Raw genomic sequence first — 19,805 nt, 5'->3', positions numbered from 1 at the left:
ATTTTTAGTTGATTTGTTAAGAAGCAGGTATCTCTTTTGATATTTAAGAAAGAGAGATAAGAAAAATGAAAAAACAAGCAATAGAACAAACACAGTTTAACGAAATAAAAGAATTGATTAGTAACTACGCTATCAGTAATACAGTGAAGACAAGGATAATTGAATTAGAACCAATTAGCAAAATAGAGGTAGTTAGAAAGTATCAAAAAGAAACAGGAGAAGCGCTAGCTATTTTAGAAACGAAACAAAGTATTCCATTTATGGCAAGTGAACAAATCGACCGCCTATTCGAAAAAATTGAAAAAGGATATGTTTTAGAACCAAAAGAATTATTAGAAGTATCAGAGTTTTTAAGAACCATTAGAAAATTAAAAGAATTCTTCCATAAGAATGCTGAATTAGCACCAACACTAGCTGTTTCAGCAAGTAAGTTACAATCATTTAGATCAATCGAAGAAACAATTAATATTTCTATCAAGCATAATCAAGTTAATTCAGAAGCTTCAAGAGATTTGAAAAAAGCTAGACAAAGTATCCAAAAATATAAGTCAGATATTAACGACCGATTGCATAAATTTATTAATAATGCAGGAAACAAATCTAAAATCCAAGAATTTATGGTAGTTGACCGAGATGGCACATTAACAGTACCAATTAAAAGCTCATTCAAACATAGTATTAAAGGAAGAATTGTTTCGGAATCTGGCAAGGGTTCAACAGTTTACATGGAATTAGACAACACAAGAGAATTAAATCAAAAACTACAAATGGCACAAGCAGAAGAGATGTCAATTGTTTACCAAATCCTAGCAAACTTAACGGAAAGTATTGCGACAGAACTAGAAACAATGAAGAAAACAATGAATATCATCTTTTCATTAGAATTAATCGTTGCTAAGGCGAAATATAGTGAAGAAATTAATGGTAAAAAAGTTAATATTAACGACACTGGATACATTCGACTAGTGAAAGCTAAGCATCCATTACTAGGCGAAGCAGCAGTCCCACTTTCAATCGAATTAGGAGAAACAGAAAGAGGGCTAGTTATCACAGGTTCAAACTCTGGTGGTAAAACAGTGGTATTAAAAACAGTCGGATTACTTACCTTAATGACAATGATAGGTGTCTTTATTCCAGCAGAAACAACTAGTCATATTAGCGTATTCGACCATATTTTAGTTGATATCGGGGATTATCAAGATTTCGATAACGCACTTAGTACATTCTCAGGACATATTAATAACATGCGAGAAATACTAACCACCGCAGATGATCGCTCTTTAGTATTAGTAGATGAAATAGGTAGTGGAACTGAACCAACTGAAGGCGCAGCACTGGCTACTGCAATGTTAGAAAGTTTAGTCAATAGAGATGCGGTTGTTTTAGCCTCTACTCATTACGGAGAAATTAAAGATTTTGCTGTTAAAGATACTAACTTTATTACAGCAGCGATGGCATTTGACAAAGAAACATTGAATCCATTGTATCAGCTACTGATGAATGAAGTAGGAGCTAGTAACGGATTCTGGCTAGCTAAAAAGATGAATATTGGAGAAGAAATATTAGAAAGAGCTTCATATCATCTATCTAAAAATAATTAATTTTTTACATCTTAAAGTGACATTCTTGTCATTTTAAGGTGTAAATCAATTGTTTTTTATTGTCTGCTAATTTTTTTTGTGTTAAAGTGACAACGATGTCACTTTTGTGATTAAAAAAATTAAAATGGGGACTTTAATGTGAAAGTGGAAGAAACAAAACAAAAAATTATCGAAAATTCAAAATCAGTTTTTATTAAAAAAGGTTTAAAAAATGTGACTATGACAGACTTAGTTGAAGTAAGTGGTTATAGTCGTGGCGGTGTTTATCGCTACTTTAAGAAACCTGAGGAAATATTTAGTGCCTTAATGCGTCAAGAAACAAAATCATTAAAAGAAGACCTGACACAAATAACTTTCGAAGATTATTTAGCTCTTGAAGAAGAGGAGCTTTTAAATATTAATAATACATTGAGTTTAGCCGGCTATGAATTTATGACAAGTTTTTCTGACTCTAATGAGTTAGGTACTTTTATTTTTGAAACACATGTAGAAATGATAGAAAAAATAAAAGGGTGCTCTCAAGTTGAAGCACAAAAAATATTTATTACTCTTGAAGGGTTAAGAGTCATGGCATTAGCAGGTATTCTTACTGAAGAAATTATGAGAAATATGTTTAAGACGTTTACTGATTGAGGATAAAAAGAATTGGTAAAGAAGGAAAGAAAAATGGAAACATTAGAAGAAATTAAAGAAAAAATAGGGCTAGCAGATTCTATAGAGCGTTTAAAAGTTGGTTTAATCTATAGCTATTTATATAAAACTATTTCGACCAAAGCGTTGGCGAAGAAAATGGAAGTACCAGTTCCAATTGCGACTGCCTTTAAAAAAGAATTAGTTAAAGTTGGCTGGATGAAACGAGAAAGTTTTTATTGCTTAACACCATTAGCTAAAAATTATGTAGTGAATGAACTTGGTTATAAAGGTATAGCAATTGATTTGTACAAACAACTTTTAGAAGATGAATCAATGAAGCAAGTTTTTTTGGAAAAAATTAAAATATCATTACTACCTGTTTTTGAGAAGCGGCCAGTTGTTAAAAGAGAGCTTGATCAGGCTCATGCGACATTAGAGACAGTTATTAAACGAGTCGCCCTCCTACTAGCTGATCCACTCATTTTTTCTAAAAAAATAGCTTTTGTAGGAGATGATGATTTAGTCTCTATCTTTTTATCAAAAGCTTTAGTTGAACTCGGTTATGAAGGGGATTCTACACTTTATGTGTATGATATTGATACTGATTTATTGATGTATATTAAAGAAAATGAATCTCTAAAAGTTATGATTAATGTGGTTGAACAAGACTTTAGAGTACCTTTTGAAATAATTGAAAATCAAATGGATGTTATTTTTACTGATCCACCATATACACCAGAAGGAATTATCACTTTTATTCATTCGGGAGAAAAGTTGTTAAAAAATAAGGGAAAGATGTATGTTTCTTTTAATCATAAAACACCGGAAGTTCAAGGATTCATTCAAAATGAAATTAATCGTAGAGGGTTTAATTTTATCGAGGTGATACCTAATTTTAATCATTATTTAGGTGGATCAATCATTGGAAATGTCAGCAATTTGTATGTCATTCAAAAAAATAATAGCATTCAAATGCATCACTCTACTGAAAGTTTATATACCAGAAGTTTGAAGAAAAAAGAAGCTAGTAAAAGATTAGGTTTTCATACCTTGTATGATTTAAGAGGGTGTCGTAAAGAATTATTGACCGATGTAGAAATCGTTAGTAACAAAATGCGTTACATGTCTCAACGGTTTAAGTTAAATGTAGTAGAAGAAGAATTTCATCAGTTTAAACCTTATGGTGTAAGTGGTGTTATGGTATTACAAGAATCACATTTTACAATTCATACATGGCCAGAACACGGTTATATTGCAATAGACTTGTTTGTCTGTGAAGAGATGATTGACGAACAAGAATTTTTAAGAGAGCTTCAAAAAATGTTTGAACCAACTAGTTGTGAAATGAAGAAGGTTTATAGAGAAAGTTAAAAAAGTGAGGAGAGCAATTATGCAAAAAATTAAAGTAGTACCTTATAAAAAGGAATGGCCAGAGTTTTTCAAGGAAGAAAAAGAAAAAATAAAATCTTTTATGACTGATAATTTAGTAGAAATCTATCATATAGGTAGTACTTCTGTTCCTAATCTAGCGGCTAAACCGGTAATTGATATTCTTTTAGTAGTAGAAAATATTTCTGAATTGGATAATTTTAATGCTAAATTTGAGGCAATTGGTTATGAAGCTTTGGGAGAATTTGGTATGCCAGGAAGACGATATTTTAGAAAAGGTGGAGATGATAGAACCCATCAAATACATGCTTTTCAATATGATTCGATTTTTGATATTGAAAGACATCTAGCCTTTAGAGATTATTTAATTCATCATGAGAGAGTTGCTAAAAAGTATGGTGAATTAAAAGCTGAGTTAGCTTTAAAATATCCTGAGAGTATTGATTCATACGGAGATGGCAAGGATGCTTTTGTTAAAGAAACAGAAAAGAAAGCTTTAATTTGGTATTGGAAAAACAGGAAATAGTATTATTAAACTTTATTTGAATAAATTTAATTAAATAAATTGACTGTGTAGTAGCTTCATAGTTTATGATTTATCTATTAATTAAAAGGTATGCGGTGAGAAGGCAAAAAAATGGAGTATATGGGTGAGTTTAATATTTTACAATGGACAGGTGAGTATTTTATTCAGATTCCTTCTGGATTTAAAGAGACGGGCTTAACTAAAAATAATCTTATGGAAATTGTAAAGGATACATTAACATCAAAAGAAATAGAGCAACTAAAAGATATGGAGTCTTTATCAACAAGTTTTCCACTCAAGAAAAAAACAGCCAAAGAGGTTATGAAAGAAATAGCAGAAGATGCCGCTAATCAAGGAATGAATTTTTTAGTAGATACATTGATTGAATCAGTAACTGGATTGGATATGGGAACAGATAAAAAAGGAAGTTTATTTGGTGAGTTATTCACGATGGTTATGGATGAGGAAGAAAGAAGTTACATAGCTTCTGTCGGTATATATGAAAAGAGTGAGTTGTTTTTTGAAAGTATCCTACCTACTTCTGAAGTAATTAGACCGTATTTTAAAACAGAGTATGAAGCTGATTATTTTGTTGCCCATGTGGTACTGAATACATTTGAGAAAACAAAGGAATTTGAATTGGATATCTTAGAAGAAGCTTTTGAGAGTCAGATTATGAAGCTCGAACAGACGAAAGAAGAATTTATAGAGTTTTCTTTTCAAAATAAAATGTATCAAATAAAGAGATTAGAATCAAACAAATTAAGTTACAATCCTTTTAAGATGTCAATAGAGATTTAAATAAGAAGAGGAAAAAAATGATTAAAATTAAAGAGATAACAAAAGACAACTATTTTTTAGCTTGTGAGCTAACGACAAATAAAACAGGTGAACCAACACTTTATGAAGAGTTTATCTGTTCTAATGCGATGTCATTAGCAGAAGCTAAATATGATTTAGAAATGGAACCAAGGACAATACATTGGAATGATACGTTAATTGGCTTTTTCATGTATAAAGAAGTAACTGAAAAACAAGTTATGATTTATCGGTTCATGCTTGACTATCGTTTTCATCAAAAAGGTCTTGGGAAAAAAGCAATGGCGGCTATTTTAGAGTATTTAAAGAATGAGCAAGATGTCTTATTAGGAGTTGATCCTAAAAATGATATCGCAAAAAGCTTATATCAGTCCTTTGGTTTTCAGTTTACTGGAGAAATAAACCATGGCGAACATTACTATTTATTAAAGAGGTAAAAAAATGAATGATCATGTAGACGAAATTTATAAGACTTATTCAATAAAAGAAAAAGAAAAGCTGAATGAATTAAGTCACTTTATTAAAGAAGAAGCAAAAAATCTAAATATTGAATTATCAACTAGTTTGAAATGGGGACAGCTTACCTTTTCATCTAAAACAGGCACACCTATTCGCATTGATCGGTTTTCTGAGGATCAAGTGGCACTATTTGTTCATTGTCAGACCACTTTAGTAGAAGAGTGGCGTGAGATGTTCTCTGATGTTCTGTGTTTTTCAAAAAATAGAGCTATTCTTTTTGAAACTGCATCAGATTTACCTAAAGAAGAACTGAAAATTTGTATTCAAATGGCATTAACTTACAAGAAAAAATAAAAAAAGATATTGACTTTTAAGTCAGCATCTTTTTTATAACAATACTTTTTTTAAGAATCTTTAAATTGGCTTTGATAAAGTGTACGATATAAGCCTTTTTTATTTAATAATTCTTGGTGATTACCTTGCTCAACAATATCTCCAGCATCCATCACTAAAATCAAATCAGCTTTTTCGATAGTTGATAAACGGTGGGCAATAACAAAACTTGTTCTGCCTTTTGTCACACTTTCCATCGCTGTTTGAATTTCTGCTTCAGTTCGAGTATCTACACTTGAAGTTGCTTCATCTAAAATAACAACAGGAGGATTTGCTAATACAACTCGGGCAATCGTCAATAACTGTTGCTGTCCTTGAGATAAGGAACCATTTTCACTGGAAATGATTGTATCATAACCATCAGGAAGTGTTCGAATAAAGTGATCACATTGAGCAATTTGAGCAGCTTGAATGATTTCTTCTCTAGTTGCTTGCTTATTTCCATAAGCAATATTATCTGCTACAGTTCCTTCAAATAGCCAAGTGTTTTGTAAGACCATTCCAAATTTTGAACGCAAATCTTGTCTAGTTAATTGTGTTATATCTTGTCCATCATAAGTAATAGCTCCGCCATTTATTTCATAAAAACGCATTAAAAGATTAACCAAAGTTGTTTTACCTGCACCAGTTGGACCAACAATCGCAATCATTTTATGGGATTTTGCAGTAAAACTTACATCGTTCATAAGTAAATTATCTGGTGTATACCCAAATTTTACTCCTTTAAACTGAATTTCTCCTTGAGAATCATTGATACGTAATGGCTTTTTAGGTTCTAATCTTTCTTCTGGTTGATCTAGAATATATAAAACTCGGTCAAAAGAAGCCATTGCACTTTGAATCGTATTGATAACATAAGAGAAATTAGTAATAGGTTCTGAAATCTGATTAACATACTGTAAATAAGCTTGAATTAAACCAATTGTCAGACTTCCTTGAATGACAAGACCAGCTCCAATAATCGCACTGACAATGAAAGCTAGTTGATTTAGAAATCGAATAGCTGGATAAATGGCAAAGTCAAAAAACTGTGACTGCTCAAATGCTTTTTGATGTTTTTTATTAGTTTGATCAATTTGAGTAGCAGTTTGTTTTTGTTGGTTAAAAGTTTTAATTTCTAAATTACCAGAAAAATATTCTTCAGCTTGATTATTTAAAATACCAAGTTCATGTTGGTTTCTATCAGCTAACTTTTTATTTTTACTAGCAACCCATGTCGTTACAACTGAAGAGAAGACAATTAGGATAACAACAATTCCTGTTAATTTTAGATCAATGTAAAGCAACATAAGAAGACCGAAAATAATATTAACGATGGAAGAAAAAAGTTGATTGATTCCAGTTAGCAACATTTCAGCGATTCGGTTAATGTCATTAGTTGTTCTGCTTAAAATATCACCTACTTGATGGCTATCAAAAAAGGACATAGGTAGTCTTTTAAATTTTTGAGTAATTTCTTTTCTAAGACGTAAGGTAACATCTTCACTTAAAGAAGCCATCATTCTTTCTTGCACATAGGAAAAGAAGGCACTAACAACTGCAATAATAATCAAAATAACAACCGGGAAAATGATGATTTCTTGAATAAAGCTGCCTGTTAAAATAGTTCCATTAGCATCTTTTATAGCCTTTAATAAATCATCAATGGCAACGCCCATAATAAAGGGCATCGAGGTCACTAAAATATTACTAATGACACTACATAAGGCAAGTAGATAAAACTGATTTTTTTCAGGTTTAATAAATTCTAAAAAACGTTTAGTACTTGATTTATTAGTCGTTTGAGTCATTTTTATCTTCTCCTTTCAATTGGATTCCTTGAGAAATAGCAAATTCTTGATAGATTTTATTGGTTGAAAGAAGAACTTCATGGGTTCCTTTACCAACAATTTTACCTTCATCAAGGACAATAATTTGGTCTGCTTCTTGAATGGTACTTAGACGCTGAGCGATGATTAAAAAGGTTTGTTCACTCATTTCTGTTTTTAAAGCCTTTCTTAATTTAGCGTCTGTTTGATAGTCTAAAGCAGAAAAACTATCATCAAATACATACAAATCAGCTGGGTTAATCAATGCTCTGGCAATACTAATACGTTGTTTTTGTCCACCTGAAAAATTAGAACCACCTTGTGAAACAGCCGTTTGATAACCTTCTTTTTGATTAAAAATAAAAGAATCTGCTTGAGCAGTTTTGATAGCACGATCCATATCTTTTTTGGAAGCGTGAGAATTTCCCATTAAGAGATTACTTTCTATGGAACCACTAAATAGAAAAGCTTTTTGAGGTGTGTAACTAATTATTTGTCGTAAGTCTGCTTGCTTCCAATTAGATAAAGAGCGATTGTGAACTAAGATATCTCCGCTATTAATGTTAGATAAGTTAAGAAGTAGTTTAGCGACAGTACTTTTTCCAGAACCCGTACCTCCAACAATGGCGGTTGTTTTTCCTTTTAAGATATCAAAGCTAATATTTTCTAAAATGGGCTCAGCGCCATTATAAGAAAAAGTAACATCATCAAATCTGACTAAAACATCATCTGTGACAGAAGTGTTTCTTGAATTAGTTGCTGCTACGAATTCTGATGGTGTCTCTAGTACTTTATCAATCCGTTTCAATGAAGCGATTGAACGTGGAAGTGTCACTAAAACCATTGCAGCAACAATTAAGTAGCCAAGTGTTTGCATAGAATATTCAATAATAGCTGTGACAGTTCCTATTTGTAATTGACCTTGTCCAACAAGAAGGCTACCTACCCAAATAATTAAAGAAAAAACAAGCCCCATGATGAGATAAGCAACTGGTGTTAGAAAAGAGAAAATTTTGTTAACAGCAATCATACTATCTGCATAATCTTTAAAGCGATGATTGGTTTTAGATTCTTCTGTTTCTTGATTATCAAATGCTCGAATCATATTAATACCATTAAAAAATTCTCTTAATTTTGTAACCATTGCATCTAATTTTTGTTGAATACTACTAGATAAAGGTAACCCTTTTTTCAATAGATAAAAAACGGCCACTAAATAAATAACGATAGAAATCAATGGAATGATAGCTAAAGTTGGCGAGTTGATAAAAGTCATAACAATGGCGAACACACAAATGATTGGTGCTGGTAAAATTAATTGGAAAATCATCATTAGTGCCCGCTGAACATTAGTTACATCATTCATCATTCGTGTTAACAGGCTTGAAACACCAAAAGAATCCATTTTTTGAATGGATAATTCTTGTGTTTTTTGATAGAAATCTTTTCTGATTTCATAACCATAATTAGCAGCCAGTTTAGCAGACAAGAAGCTTCCTAAAACGGCAGCAAGACTTCCAATAATAGCGACAATTAGCATTTGAATACCAATTGAAATGACAAGTTTTTGATTTCCAGAACTAATGCCTGTGTCAATTAATTTTCCAATAAGAAACGGTACAGCTAGTGTTCCTATCGTTTGAAATGCTAAGGCAACAATTGTTAAAAAAAATAATCCTTTATTTCTTTTTAGAAATTGTTTCATATAAGTCATTTTAAATCCCTCATTTCTATATAAATAGTTCAGTATTAATAATGAACCGATGGGAATTAGTCTATACCTTCAAGTAGGTTGAAGGTCAATAAAAAAATCGATATACTAAAAAAAAGGGGGAATAACAAATGGATGAAGAAACGCTAACAATAGGTGAAATTGCTAAATTATTTGATTTACCGACATCAAAAATTCGCTATTGGGAAGAAAAAGAAGTTTTTACACCAAGAAGAAATAGTAATAATGATTATCGAACCTTTAATATTCAATCATCCATTGAATTACTGGATGTTATCTTTTATAGAAACTTGAATGTGCCAATTCAAAAAATGAAACACTTTAATCAGTTAAGCCCAGAATCGATTTATTCGATTTTAAATGATACAGAAAAAGAAGTTGAAGAAGAGCTAGCTAATTTAAAAAATAAATTGGTGGGAATTGAACAACGAAAAAGACAGTTAGAAGAATTGTTTGTGTTAAAAAAAGGTGGCTATCAATTTGAAAAGATTGAAATAGAGAAAATAGTTCCTGTAGATATGTCGAGTCCTGACGATATCCAAATTCAATTAGAATATTTAAGTAATTTTACGTTGTACAAGGATTTAGAAGCAGATAGTGAGTTTCAAATGGGAATTAGTGTCACGCCTGATTATCAGCATCAACAAGGTGTTTTATGGGAAAAAGATTTAGTTGAGAAAAAATATATTACTTGTTTACTTGAGTGTGATTCAGAAGATTTTGAAAAGAGTAATCTGACGAATCATTTAGATACATTAAGAGATGAAGGATATAAAATCACTCGAGTAATTGCTTCATATTTAGCAACTGCTTCAGATGAGACCAATGAACCACTTGATTATTATAAAGGTTGGTTAGAAATTGAAAATTAGTTAATAAGAATGCAAAACATATGAAATGATGAAATATTTATAGTAATCTAATCAGATTAAAGAAAAGAGGTAGAAAAAATGATTGAATTTAAAGAAATTACTCGAGAAAACTTTGATGATTGTCTTTTTTTAGAAGTAACTGAAGAGCAAGAAGATTTTGTCGCTTCAACCATGTTTTCTTTAGCGGAATCTAAGGTATTTACAGAAAATATTCCTTTAGTGATTTATGATGGAGATTTAATGGTGGGATTTGTTATGTACGCACTTGATCCAGAAGAGAATCATTATTGGATTCATCGGTTATTAATTGATAAAAAATATCAGAAGAAGGGTTACGGAACCCAAGCTATGACAAAAATAGTTAATTTAATTCAAGAGCTACATCAACCAAGTAAAGTCTTAACAAGTTTTGAGCCAGGAAATACAGTAGCTGAAAAATTATATTTGTCATTAGGATTTAAACATACAGGAAGGTTAGTGGATGATGAAGCAGTACTGGAATATTGCTTCAACTAATGTGGGAGGCTACTTATGACATTTAAAAATATTGTTTTTTCAACAAATGACAAACATCAAATACAGCAAGTAGTTGATTTAATAACAAAAGAGTTATCGAATATTTTGGTAGGAGTTTACTTATTTGGTTCTTCTACTCAGAGTGGACTTAAGAAAAATAGTGATTTAGATTTTCTTGTAGTAACTCTTAAAAGTATATCAGAAGATTCAAGAGTTTATTTAACGAATGAGCTGATGACATATTCAAGAAAAATTGGTGATAATTCTGATTTTCGATATATTGAATTGACTAATGTTGTGTTAAAAGATATTTCACCATGGAAACATCCTGCTTATCAAGATTTTTTATATGGGGAATGGTTAAGAGAGTCTTTTTTAATAGGTGATATATCCAAACGAGATATTAATTCAGATGTTACAATTATTTTATATCAAGCTAAAAGTCATGGTTTAGCATTGGTAGGTAGTAAAGAAATCTTGCCAGTTATTCCTTTTAGTGATGTAAAAAAAGCTATGAATGAGATGGTTTCAGTTGTTGCTGAAGAGGTAGTAGAAGATTCGGTAAGTGTTATTCTAACTTTATGTCGTATATTATATACTTTGGAAACTAAGGAAATTGTATCTAAAGATTTGGCAGGAAATGCAGTGAAAAGTTATTTTAATCCTATTCATAAAAGAGTTATCGAGTTAGCTATAAAAGAATATGTTTCAGGTGAATCAATGGTTGTTGAAGCACAGGAGCTAGTGGAGTTAGTAAATCAATTAAAAATAGGGATAGAAAGGAAACTTTAAATGATTGAAAAATTGGATCTTATCACAAAAGAAGAATTAGAAGAAATAGCAACAATTTGGTTAGAGTCAAATAAAGAAGCACATGAGTTTGTAGACCACTCTTACTGGGATGATAATTATGAGATGGTTAAGGAAATGTTTCCTCAAGCAGACATTTACGTTTATCGAGATAATGAAAAAATTATAGGGTTTATGGGGATTTCAGAAGACTATATTGCGGGTATTTTTATTAAATCAGCTTACCGAGGAGCAGGAATCGGCAAATTATTTATTCAAGCAGCTAAAGAAAATTATCCAAGTTTAGAATTAAGTGTGTATCAAAAAAATGAATCAGCCTATCAGTTTTATTTGAAACAAGGATTTGTCATCAAACAAGAACAACTTGAAGAAGAAAATAATGAAATTGAGTATATTATGAGTTGGAATGCGTAGTGGTCTTTATTATGAATTGTTCTAGATCATCAGATAACGTATAATAAACGAGTAAAGGGTGAGATAGACAATGGAAAATAATCGATCGAAAGAAAAAGCTGCATTATATGCAGAAGTATATAATAAAATATTAGAGATGATAAAGAGTGGCGTTTATCCAGAAGGTAGCAAACTATTAACTGAACCAGCTCTTGCTAAGGAATTAAATGTGGGTAGATCAACACTTAGACAAGCACTAGCGCTTCTACAGGAAGATGGGATTATTGAAGCTAGACGTGGTGTAGGAAACTTTGTCAGAAAAACAATTGATATTAATTCAACTGGATTAGAAAAAATGGAAAACCCTTTGATTAAAAGTTGTACAGCACCTATTTCTGATATTGAAATAAATGTTGTTCCAGGCATATCAACTCAATATACAGAACGTATTTTTAAAAGAAAAATGCCTGTTGTTTTGGCTATTCATCGATATTATAAAAACGTAGAAGAAATTAACGCCTATTGTTTTACTCACTTATCAACTGATTATCCTCATTTGAATGAGATTGATTTGGAAGAGTCTGAAAATATTCTTCAATTTTTAGAAAACGATATCTATAGATTAGCTCACTCAAGAAAAATTGAAATAAAGATAGTCAGTGCAACAGATAATTTGAAAAACAATCGAATAGCTGTAGATAATCATCAATTTCAATTGATGAAAGAAAGTATTGTTGATAGAACAGGTGAAGTTATTGCAGTTAATAAGTTTTATATTCCGATTGATAAATCATTAATTAAAGTGTTTTCATCTAACTAACCTTATTAAATATAGGAAAAAGCAAGATCAATTTTTGATCTTGTTTTTTTGTGTTGACATTTAATAAATATGGTTGTACTATTTATCTAAACAACGAACAACAAATAGAACAACTTGTTTTAGTTGTTTAAAAAATAGGAAGGAGATTTAAAATGAACGAAGAAACAGTTGAAAAAGATGTCAAAAAAGTAATGCCGATGATTATGCTGATTTTTGTATTAGCCGGAACTTTGCAAGAAGCAATTAATATTTGTGCACCAATTATTTCAGAAGACTTACAAATACCATCATCAAGTGTCAGTATGATATCAGCCGTTGCTATGTTGACTATGGGAGTCAGTTATATCGTATATACTTCTTTGTCGGATTTTATTTCAATAAAAAAATTATTAATTATTGGGATTGCTATTTCAACAGTAGGATCGATAGGTGGCTTTATATTTAGTCATTCATTTATTCTTGTTATCATTTTTAGGGCAATTCAAATGGCAGGAGGAACGAGTGCATCAGCGTTACTTATTTTAACAGCAACAAAATATTTAAATGAAGAAACACGGATGAAATATTATGGTTATAATACAGCTTGTTTTTCAGGCGGACAGATGTTAGGGATTTTATTAGGTGGAGGGTTTGGTGCTTATATTGGATGGAAGTACTTGTTTGTTATTCCTGTCTTTTCAATACTAACTATTCCTTTAATTTTGAAGTATTTACCAGATGATTCAAAACAAGAAAAGCAAAAGATTGACTTTTTAGGCATCGGTTTAATGTCAGCGTTATCATTATTTATTTCACTTTACTTTAATATGTTGAAGCCAAGTTTACTAATTATCAGTTTGGTAATAGCTGTGACATTTTTAGTTTATATCAGTAAAAATAATCATGCTTTTATTACAATAGATTTTTTCAAAAATACTAAGTATATGCTAGTTATCTTAGTCGTGTTATTAACTTATTTACCGCAAGGATCATATTCATTTTTATTTTCTTTTATGGCATCACAAGTTCACCATGTTGAGCCAACTAAAATTTCACTGCTTATTTTACCAAGTTATTTAATTAGTATGATTATTGGTATTTTTGGTGGTAAGATAACCCAAAAATTAGGTGTAACTAAGGTTTTAATACTAGGTATGGGAAGTATGGCATTAGGCATCTTAATCGGAAGTATTTTTATTGAAAAACATATTATGGTTCTATTAATCATGTCTTGTTTATTCAATGGTGGTTTTGCTGTTCTTTATACACCGATTATGACATTAGTTATTAATTCTCTTCCTGAAACAATGAGAGGAACTGGTTTAGGATTCTTCAATTTGTGTATCAAAATAACTTCTTCAACTGGTTTAGTTATTACTGGAAAATTGTTAGCAAGTCAAAAATTACATGACATGTCTATTATTCAAAGTGTGTCATCAAATAATATGATTTACAGTAATATATTATTAATGTTTTTAGTAACAATTACAGTTAGTTTAATCGCTGTAAATATGGTTAAAAAATCACTATAAAAATAACAAAGGATGGATAAAAAAATGAAAAGAAAAGACGGAACTCAATTTCATATCGGAGTAAAAGATGGACAAGTAGGGAAATATGTTATATTACCAGGAGATCCTAAACGTTGCGAGAAAATTGCGTCATATTTAGATAATCCTGAAAAAATATCCGATTTAAGAGAGTACATGGTTTACACTGGTGAATTAAATGGTGAAAAAGTAAGCGTTGCCTCTACAGGAATTGGTGGACCAAGTGCAGCAATTGCTATGCAGGAATTAGTAGACGCAGGAGCTGATACTTTTATCAGACTTGGAACATGTGGTGGTATGAAATTAGATGTTCAAGGTGGAGATTTAATTGTTGCTACAGGGGCTGTTAGAATGGAAGGTACGAGTAAAGAGTATGCTCCTATCGAGTTTCCAGCAGTAGCTCATCATGAAATTGTTCAAGTGTTAAAAGAAGCAGCAGATGAAAAAAGTGCTAAAAATCATGTTGGGGTTGTTCAATGTAAAGATTCATTTTACGGTCAACATGAACCAGAGAATATGCCTGTTTCTTATGAATTAGAAGGTAAATGGAAAGCTTGGCTTGATATGGGTTGCCTTGGTTCAGAGATGGAATCAGCAGCTTTATTCACTGTTGCAAATTATTTGGGTGTTAGATGTGGTACGATTTTATTAGCCGTGGAAAATCAAGAACGTGCTAAAGCAGGCATGAGTAATATCGGGTTTTACGATACAACACCAGAAACAGAAGTTGTAATAGAAGCTCTTAAAAAATTAATTCAAAAAGACAAAAAATAGAAGAAGGCGGAACTTTATGTTTAAAAGAGTTCATTTAGTAGTACTTGATTCAGTTGGAATTGGAGAAGCACCAGATGCTGAAAAATTTGGTGATGTTGGCAGTCATACATTAGGTCATATCGCAGAAAATGCAGGATTAACTATTCCGAATATGGAAAATTTAGGTCTAGGAACAATTGAGCCTCTTAAAGGCGTTAAAGCAGTAGAAGACCATCAAGGTTATGCGACTAAATTAGAAGAAATTTCAGTTGGTAAAGATACCATGACAGGTCATTGGGAAATTGCTGGCTTAAATATCCAAACTCCTTTTAGAGTTTTCCCAGAAGGATTCCCTCAAGATTTATTAGATAAAATCACAGAATTTTCAGGTCGCGGTATTATTATGGGGGCTAACAAGCCTTATAGTGGTACTAAAGTTATTGATGATTTTGGTGAAGAACAAATGAAAACTGGTTCATTGATTATTTATACATCAGCTGATCCAGTGTTACAAATTGCAGCTCACGAAGATGTTATTCCTTTAGAAGAATTATATAAAATTTGTGAGTACACTCGTGAAATTACAAAAGACGACCCATACATGATTGGTCGTATCATTGCTCGTCCTTATGTTGGTGAACCTGGTAACTTTACTCGTACACCAAACCGTCATGACTATGCCTTAGATCCATTTGGCAAAACTGTTTTAGATTCATTAAAAGATGCTGGAAAAGATGTTATCGCTGTTGGTAAAATCAACGATATCTTTAATGGCCAAGGAATGACTGATGCGGTTAGAACTAAATCTAACATGGATGGCGTGGATCAATTATTAAACGTGATGAAAAAAGACTTTACTGGTTTAAGTTTTACTAACTTAGTAGACTTTGATGCGTTGTTTGGTCACCGTCGTGATGTAGTAGGTTACGGAAAAGCATTAGATGATTTTGATGCACGCTTACCAGAAATCTATGACGCAATGGCAGAAGATGATTTACTATTAATCACAGCTGACCATGGTAACGATCCAACGTTCCCAGGAACAGACCACACAAGAGAATATGTACCATTACTAGCTTATAGCAAAAAAATGACAGGTCATGGTAAATTGAACCAAGGCTTCTATTCAGATATTTCAGCAACTATCGCTGAAAACTTTGGTGTTCCAGCAACAGAAAACGGAAAAAGTTTCTTAGATCAATTAAAATAAAATCATTAGATTTACCCCTCCTAGGATTATAGAATAACTAGAATTAGAGATTGACATTTTTGTCAGTCTCTTTTTTTATTGAAAAGGTTTTCTTTTTCCCTAATAGTTAGGGAAATAATTGATTTTAATTTTCTATTCATTTTTTTTATAGTTAAGACATATCAAAGAAGTACGGAGGAAAATTATGTCAGAATCAATTAATAATGAACTAGAATCAATGGATATTATCTTACATTCAGGTAATGCTAAAACATTGATTTGCGAAGCATTAAAGAGCATTAAACAGGGTGATGTTGCTTGTTTTGATGAAAAAACAACTGAAGCCAAAAAAGAAATCAAGTTGGCTCATAAGTCACATGCGGAGTTACTAAGGAAGCTCTCTTCAGAAAATAAATTAAATCAAGTTGATTTGTTACTAGTACATGCTGAAGGGCATTTGTCGTCTACTGATGTTGCTGTTCTTGTTATTGAAGAATTAGGAGAATTATATAAAAAGGGGTATGAAAATGGATAAAAATTTCTTATGGGGTGGCGCTACTGCATCTTACCAATGCGAAGGAGCTTGGAACGTTGATGAAAAACAAGAATCAATGTGGGATCATTATTTACATTTACAAGAATTAGAAAATGGCGATATAGCAAGTGATCATTATCATCGTTATGAAGAAGACATTCGTATGATGAAAGAAGGAGGACAAACCTCTTATCGTTTTTCATTATCTTGGCCAAGAATTATTAAGAATAGAGAAGGTGAGGTTAATCAAAAAGGGTTAGATTTTTATCATAAAATTATTGATACTTGTCATAAATATGATATTGAACCTTTTGTGACACTTTATCATTGGGATTTACCACAATATTGGGAAGAAACAGGAGGATGGTTGAATTTAGATGTTTGCCAAGCTTTTGAACATTTTTCAGAAGTATGCTTTAAAGAATTTAGTGACAAAATTAAATTTTGGACAACTTTTAATGAACCAAAATGGTTTATCGTAAATGGTTACTTTATCGGAAATTATCCACCTGGATTACAGAATGTTCAAAAAACAATGATTGCTGCTTATCATGTTATGTACGCAAGTGCGTTAAGTGTTCGGGCTTTTAGAGCTGGTAACTATCCAGGTCAAATAGGTGTTGTTCATAGCTATACACCTGTTAATGGGGTGAATGACTCAATCGAAACTAAAATAGCAATGAGATACGCAGATAACTATTGTAATAACTGGATTCTTGATACAGCTGCTAAAGGTGAATTTCCGATAGATTTAGTAGCTAAGTTAAGTGAATCTTACGATGTATCTTTCATGGAAGAGGAACATCTTTCTATCATTAAACAAAATACGGTAGATTTTATTGGTTTAAACTATTATGCTAGAACACTGGTTAAACCTTATACAACAGGAGAAACACAGTTGATTTTTAATCATACTGGTAAAAAAGGTGAAAGTAAAGTAGTTATCAAAGGATGGTTTGAGCAAGTAAAAGACCCTAACAGTGAATTTACGGCTTGGGACACAGAAATATATCCTAAAGGACTGGAAGATGGCTTAATTGAGGCATATGAAAGATATCAATTACCTATTTTTGTTACAGAAAATGGAGTTGGTGTTAGAGAGGATGTTACTGTTGATTGTGTAAATGATGATTATAGAATTTCATTTATGAATGACCATATTAATGCTATCATGAACGCACAAGATGCTGGTTGTGATATACGAGGATATTACACTTGGTCACCTTTTGACTTATACTCTTGGAAAAACGGATGTGAAAAACGCTATGGCTTAGTAGCTGTTGATTTTGATAATAATCAAATTAGAAAACCCAAAAAATCATATTATTGGTTTAAAGAAATAATTGAAAGCCAAGCAAAATTGATTCAAAGAAAAAAATATAATTAAGGGATGATTATAATGAAAAAAGTAATGTTGATTTGTAATGCAGGAATGTCTACTGGAATTTTAGCCAAAAAAATAGAGGCAGCATCTAATAATACATTAGAAGTTAGAGCATATAGTGAAGCAGAATATGAAGATTATTTAGAAGGAATTGACTTAATATTAATTGGACCTCAAATTGTCTTTTTAATGGATAACATTAAAAAGAATGTATCTGTACCTGTAGAATCAATTGCCCCAGTGAAATATGGCATGATGGATGGAAACGGTGTTTATCAAGATATTATTAAACTGCTAGGAGAATAGCCATGAACTTTAATAACTTTAGTAATAGTGTTAATAAATATATTTCCCCTGTAGCAAATAAGTTAAGTCAACAAAGACATTTAAAGGCAATAAGAGACGCGTTTATGTCTCTTTTGCCAATTACTTTATTTGGTTCCATTCCAATTATAATAAAAGCGCTACCTTTACCAGAAAATCCAACTAACTCTTTTTTAATTACTTGGAAAGAATTTTTGGAAAAAAATGACTTAGTTTTTAATTGGATTAGTGGTGTGACAATGGGAGCAATGTCCATATTTATCTGTATTGGAATTACTTATTTTTTATGTAAACAATATAAAGAAGATTTTTTACATCCCATTATGATTTCACTAGCTGGTTTTATGATGCTTGTCTTAACACCATTAAAAATGGGATGGGACGGTAAAGAGGCTGAGTTAAGTTTTTTAGATGGTCGAGGAATTTTACTGGCTATTTTTATTTCAATAGCAACAGTAGAGAGCTATCATTTAATGAAGAAAAAGAATGTGGGGCGTATTTCAATGCCTGATAGTGTACCAGCTTCGTTATCAGATACATTTGCTTCCTTAATTCCTGCGCTAATTATACTAACTAGCTTTAGTGTTCTTTTCATTATCTTTTATGCGATGGAAACAACAATGGCTCAATTTATCTATAGTATAATGGAAGTAAGTTTTAAGGCCGCAGATAGTTTACCATTTACGATCATTAGTGTGTTTTTAATTCATCTATTTTGGTTCTTTGGTATTCATGATGCTGCACTAGCTGGAGTGTTAGGGCCAATTAGAGATGGTAATTTATCTATTAATGCAGCTGAAAAAATGGCAGGACAAGATTTAAGTAATATTTTTACAACACCATTTTGGACTTATTTTGTTATTATTGGTGGTTCAGGATCTGTATTAGCTCTTGCATTTTTAATGATGCGCTCAAAGAGTAAACAATTGCAAACAGTTGGAAAAATTGGTTTAATTCCATCATTTTTTGGTATTTCAGAACCATTAATTTTTGGAACGCCGTTAATGCTAAATCCAGTTTTCTTTATTCCATTTATTTTTACTTCTGTGTTTAATGCTGTAGTTACTTATTTATGCATGTATGTTGGGCTAGTTGGAAAAACATTTGCAGTTTTCTCTTGGCAAATGCCAGCTCCGATTGGTACATTTTTGGCAACGATGGATTGGCGAGCAGTTGTTTTAGTCTGTGGGCTGATTGTGTTGAATGGTGTTATGTATTATCCGTTTTTTAAATCATACGAAAAAACATTAATTGAGCAAGAACAAGCTGCTGCTGAATAATTTTCTGAGATACTTGAAATATTTATATTATGAGAGGGGA

General features: G+C 31.5%; 21 protein-coding genes. 19 read left to right on the top strand and 2 right to left on the bottom strand.

Annotated elements, in window-relative coordinates; translation table 11 throughout:
* Positions 1–65 precede the first annotated feature (65 nt).
* From H9L18_RS12350 to H9L18_RS12320, 7 genes are all read left to right on the top strand, one after another.
* A complete protein-coding gene (locus H9L18_RS12350; protein WP_126796520.1) occupies positions 66–1,601 on the top strand; it encodes an endonuclease MutS2 in 1,536 nt (511 codons plus the stop codon).
* Positions 1,602–1,739: 138 nt separating this feature from the next.
* The gene (locus H9L18_RS12345) at positions 1,740–2,234 is read left to right on the top strand and encodes a TetR/AcrR family transcriptional regulator (protein ID WP_126796521.1); all 495 of its coding nucleotides are present in this window, start codon (positions 1,740–1,742) and stop codon (positions 2,232–2,234) included.
* Between the two features lie 33 nt (positions 2,235–2,267).
* On the top strand, positions 2,268–3,605 hold the full coding sequence (gene speD, locus H9L18_RS12340; protein ID WP_126796523.1) for an adenosylmethionine decarboxylase: 1,338 nt from the start codon (positions 2,268–2,270) through the stop codon (positions 3,603–3,605).
* Positions 3,606–3,624: 19 nt separating this feature from the next.
* Complete coding sequence (locus H9L18_RS12335) at positions 3,625–4,149, top strand: GrpB family protein (RefSeq protein ID WP_126796525.1); 525 nt, start codon at positions 3,625–3,627, stop codon at positions 4,147–4,149.
* A gap of 111 nt (positions 4,150–4,260) precedes the next feature.
* Positions 4,261–4,950 carry a hypothetical protein gene (locus H9L18_RS12330; RefSeq protein ID WP_126796527.1) on the top strand — a complete coding sequence of 230 codons (690 nt, stop codon included), beginning with the start codon at positions 4,261–4,263 and terminating at the stop codon, positions 4,948–4,950.
* A gap of 17 nt (positions 4,951–4,967) precedes the next feature.
* Positions 4,968–5,405, top strand: a complete 438-nt coding sequence (locus H9L18_RS12325; RefSeq protein WP_126796529.1) for a GNAT family N-acetyltransferase — start codon at positions 4,968–4,970, stop codon at positions 5,403–5,405.
* A gap of 4 nt (positions 5,406–5,409) precedes the next feature.
* Positions 5,410–5,781 carry a DUF1801 domain-containing protein gene (locus tag H9L18_RS12320; protein WP_126796531.1) on the top strand — a complete coding sequence of 124 codons (372 nt, stop codon included), beginning with the start codon at positions 5,410–5,412 and terminating at the stop codon, positions 5,779–5,781.
* A gap of 50 nt (positions 5,782–5,831) precedes the next feature.
* Here H9L18_RS12320 and H9L18_RS12315 read toward each other — a convergent pair whose 3' ends face one another.
* Both H9L18_RS12315 and H9L18_RS12310 read right to left on the bottom strand, forming a co-directional pair.
* Positions 5,832–7,610: an ABC transporter ATP-binding protein gene (locus tag H9L18_RS12315; protein ID WP_126796533.1), complete on the bottom strand. Its 1,779-nt coding sequence runs from the start codon at positions 7,608–7,610 to the stop codon at positions 5,832–5,834.
* On the bottom strand, positions 7,594–9,342 hold the full coding sequence (locus tag H9L18_RS12310; protein ID WP_126796535.1) for an ABC transporter ATP-binding protein: 1,749 nt from the start codon (positions 9,340–9,342) through the stop codon (positions 7,594–7,596). The genes H9L18_RS12315 and H9L18_RS12310 overlap by 17 nt, the downstream gene beginning before the upstream one ends.
* Before the next feature lie 128 nt (positions 9,343–9,470).
* Between H9L18_RS12310 and H9L18_RS12305 the strand changes: the two genes are divergently transcribed.
* From H9L18_RS12305 to H9L18_RS12250, 12 genes are all read left to right on the top strand, one after another.
* Positions 9,471–10,232: a MerR family transcriptional regulator gene (locus tag H9L18_RS12305; RefSeq protein ID WP_126796537.1), complete on the top strand. Its 762-nt coding sequence runs from the start codon at positions 9,471–9,473 to the stop codon at positions 10,230–10,232.
* 78 nt (positions 10,233–10,310) lie between these two features.
* Entirely contained in the window at positions 10,311–10,748 is a 438-nt protein-coding gene (locus tag H9L18_RS12300; protein ID WP_126796539.1) for a GNAT family N-acetyltransferase, read from the top strand.
* A 15-nt stretch (positions 10,749–10,763) separates the two neighbouring features.
* On the top strand, positions 10,764–11,540 hold the full coding sequence (locus tag H9L18_RS12295) for an aminoglycoside adenylyltransferase domain-containing protein (RefSeq protein ID WP_126796541.1): 777 nt from the start codon (positions 10,764–10,766) through the stop codon (positions 11,538–11,540).
* On the top strand, positions 11,541–11,972 hold the full coding sequence (locus H9L18_RS12290; RefSeq protein WP_126796543.1) for a GNAT family N-acetyltransferase: 432 nt from the start codon (positions 11,541–11,543) through the stop codon (positions 11,970–11,972). It begins immediately after the preceding gene.
* A gap of 70 nt (positions 11,973–12,042) precedes the next feature.
* Entirely contained in the window at positions 12,043–12,771 is a 729-nt protein-coding gene (locus tag H9L18_RS12285) for a GntR family transcriptional regulator (RefSeq protein ID WP_126796545.1), read from the top strand.
* A 152-nt stretch (positions 12,772–12,923) separates the two neighbouring features.
* The gene (locus H9L18_RS12280; protein WP_126796547.1) at positions 12,924–14,282 is read left to right on the top strand and encodes an MFS transporter; all 1,359 of its coding nucleotides are present in this window, start codon (positions 12,924–12,926) and stop codon (positions 14,280–14,282) included.
* Between the two features lie 24 nt (positions 14,283–14,306).
* On the top strand, positions 14,307–15,074 hold the full coding sequence (udp, locus tag H9L18_RS12275; protein ID WP_126796549.1) for a uridine phosphorylase: 768 nt from the start codon (positions 14,307–14,309) through the stop codon (positions 15,072–15,074).
* 16 nt (positions 15,075–15,090) lie between these two features.
* Complete coding sequence (deoB, locus tag H9L18_RS12270) at positions 15,091–16,263, top strand: phosphopentomutase (protein ID WP_187559344.1); 1,173 nt, start codon at positions 15,091–15,093, stop codon at positions 16,261–16,263.
* Between the two features lie 184 nt (positions 16,264–16,447).
* Entirely contained in the window at positions 16,448–16,777 is a 330-nt protein-coding gene (locus H9L18_RS12265) for a PTS lactose/cellobiose transporter subunit IIA (RefSeq protein WP_126796634.1), read from the top strand.
* Positions 16,770–18,164 carry a glycoside hydrolase family 1 protein gene (locus tag H9L18_RS12260; RefSeq protein ID WP_126796632.1) on the top strand — a complete coding sequence of 465 codons (1,395 nt, stop codon included), beginning with the start codon at positions 16,770–16,772 and terminating at the stop codon, positions 18,162–18,164. Before H9L18_RS12265 ends, H9L18_RS12260 begins: the two co-directional genes overlap by 8 nt.
* A gap of 12 nt (positions 18,165–18,176) precedes the next feature.
* On the top strand, positions 18,177–18,467 hold the full coding sequence (locus H9L18_RS12255) for a PTS sugar transporter subunit IIB (RefSeq protein ID WP_126796630.1): 291 nt from the start codon (positions 18,177–18,179) through the stop codon (positions 18,465–18,467).
* A gap of 2 nt (positions 18,468–18,469) precedes the next feature.
* Positions 18,470–19,765 carry a PTS sugar transporter subunit IIC gene (locus H9L18_RS12250; RefSeq protein ID WP_126796628.1) on the top strand — a complete coding sequence of 432 codons (1,296 nt, stop codon included), beginning with the start codon at positions 18,470–18,472 and terminating at the stop codon, positions 19,763–19,765.
* Positions 19,766–19,805: the final 40 nt, after the last annotated feature.

Source organism: Vagococcus carniphilus, from assembly GCF_014397115.1.
Lineage (GTDB): Bacteria > Bacillota > Bacilli > Lactobacillales > Vagococcaceae > Vagococcus > Vagococcus carniphilus.
The sequence above is the reverse complement of the archived record's forward strand: the minus strand, read 5'-3'. Positions and strand labels throughout refer to the sequence as shown.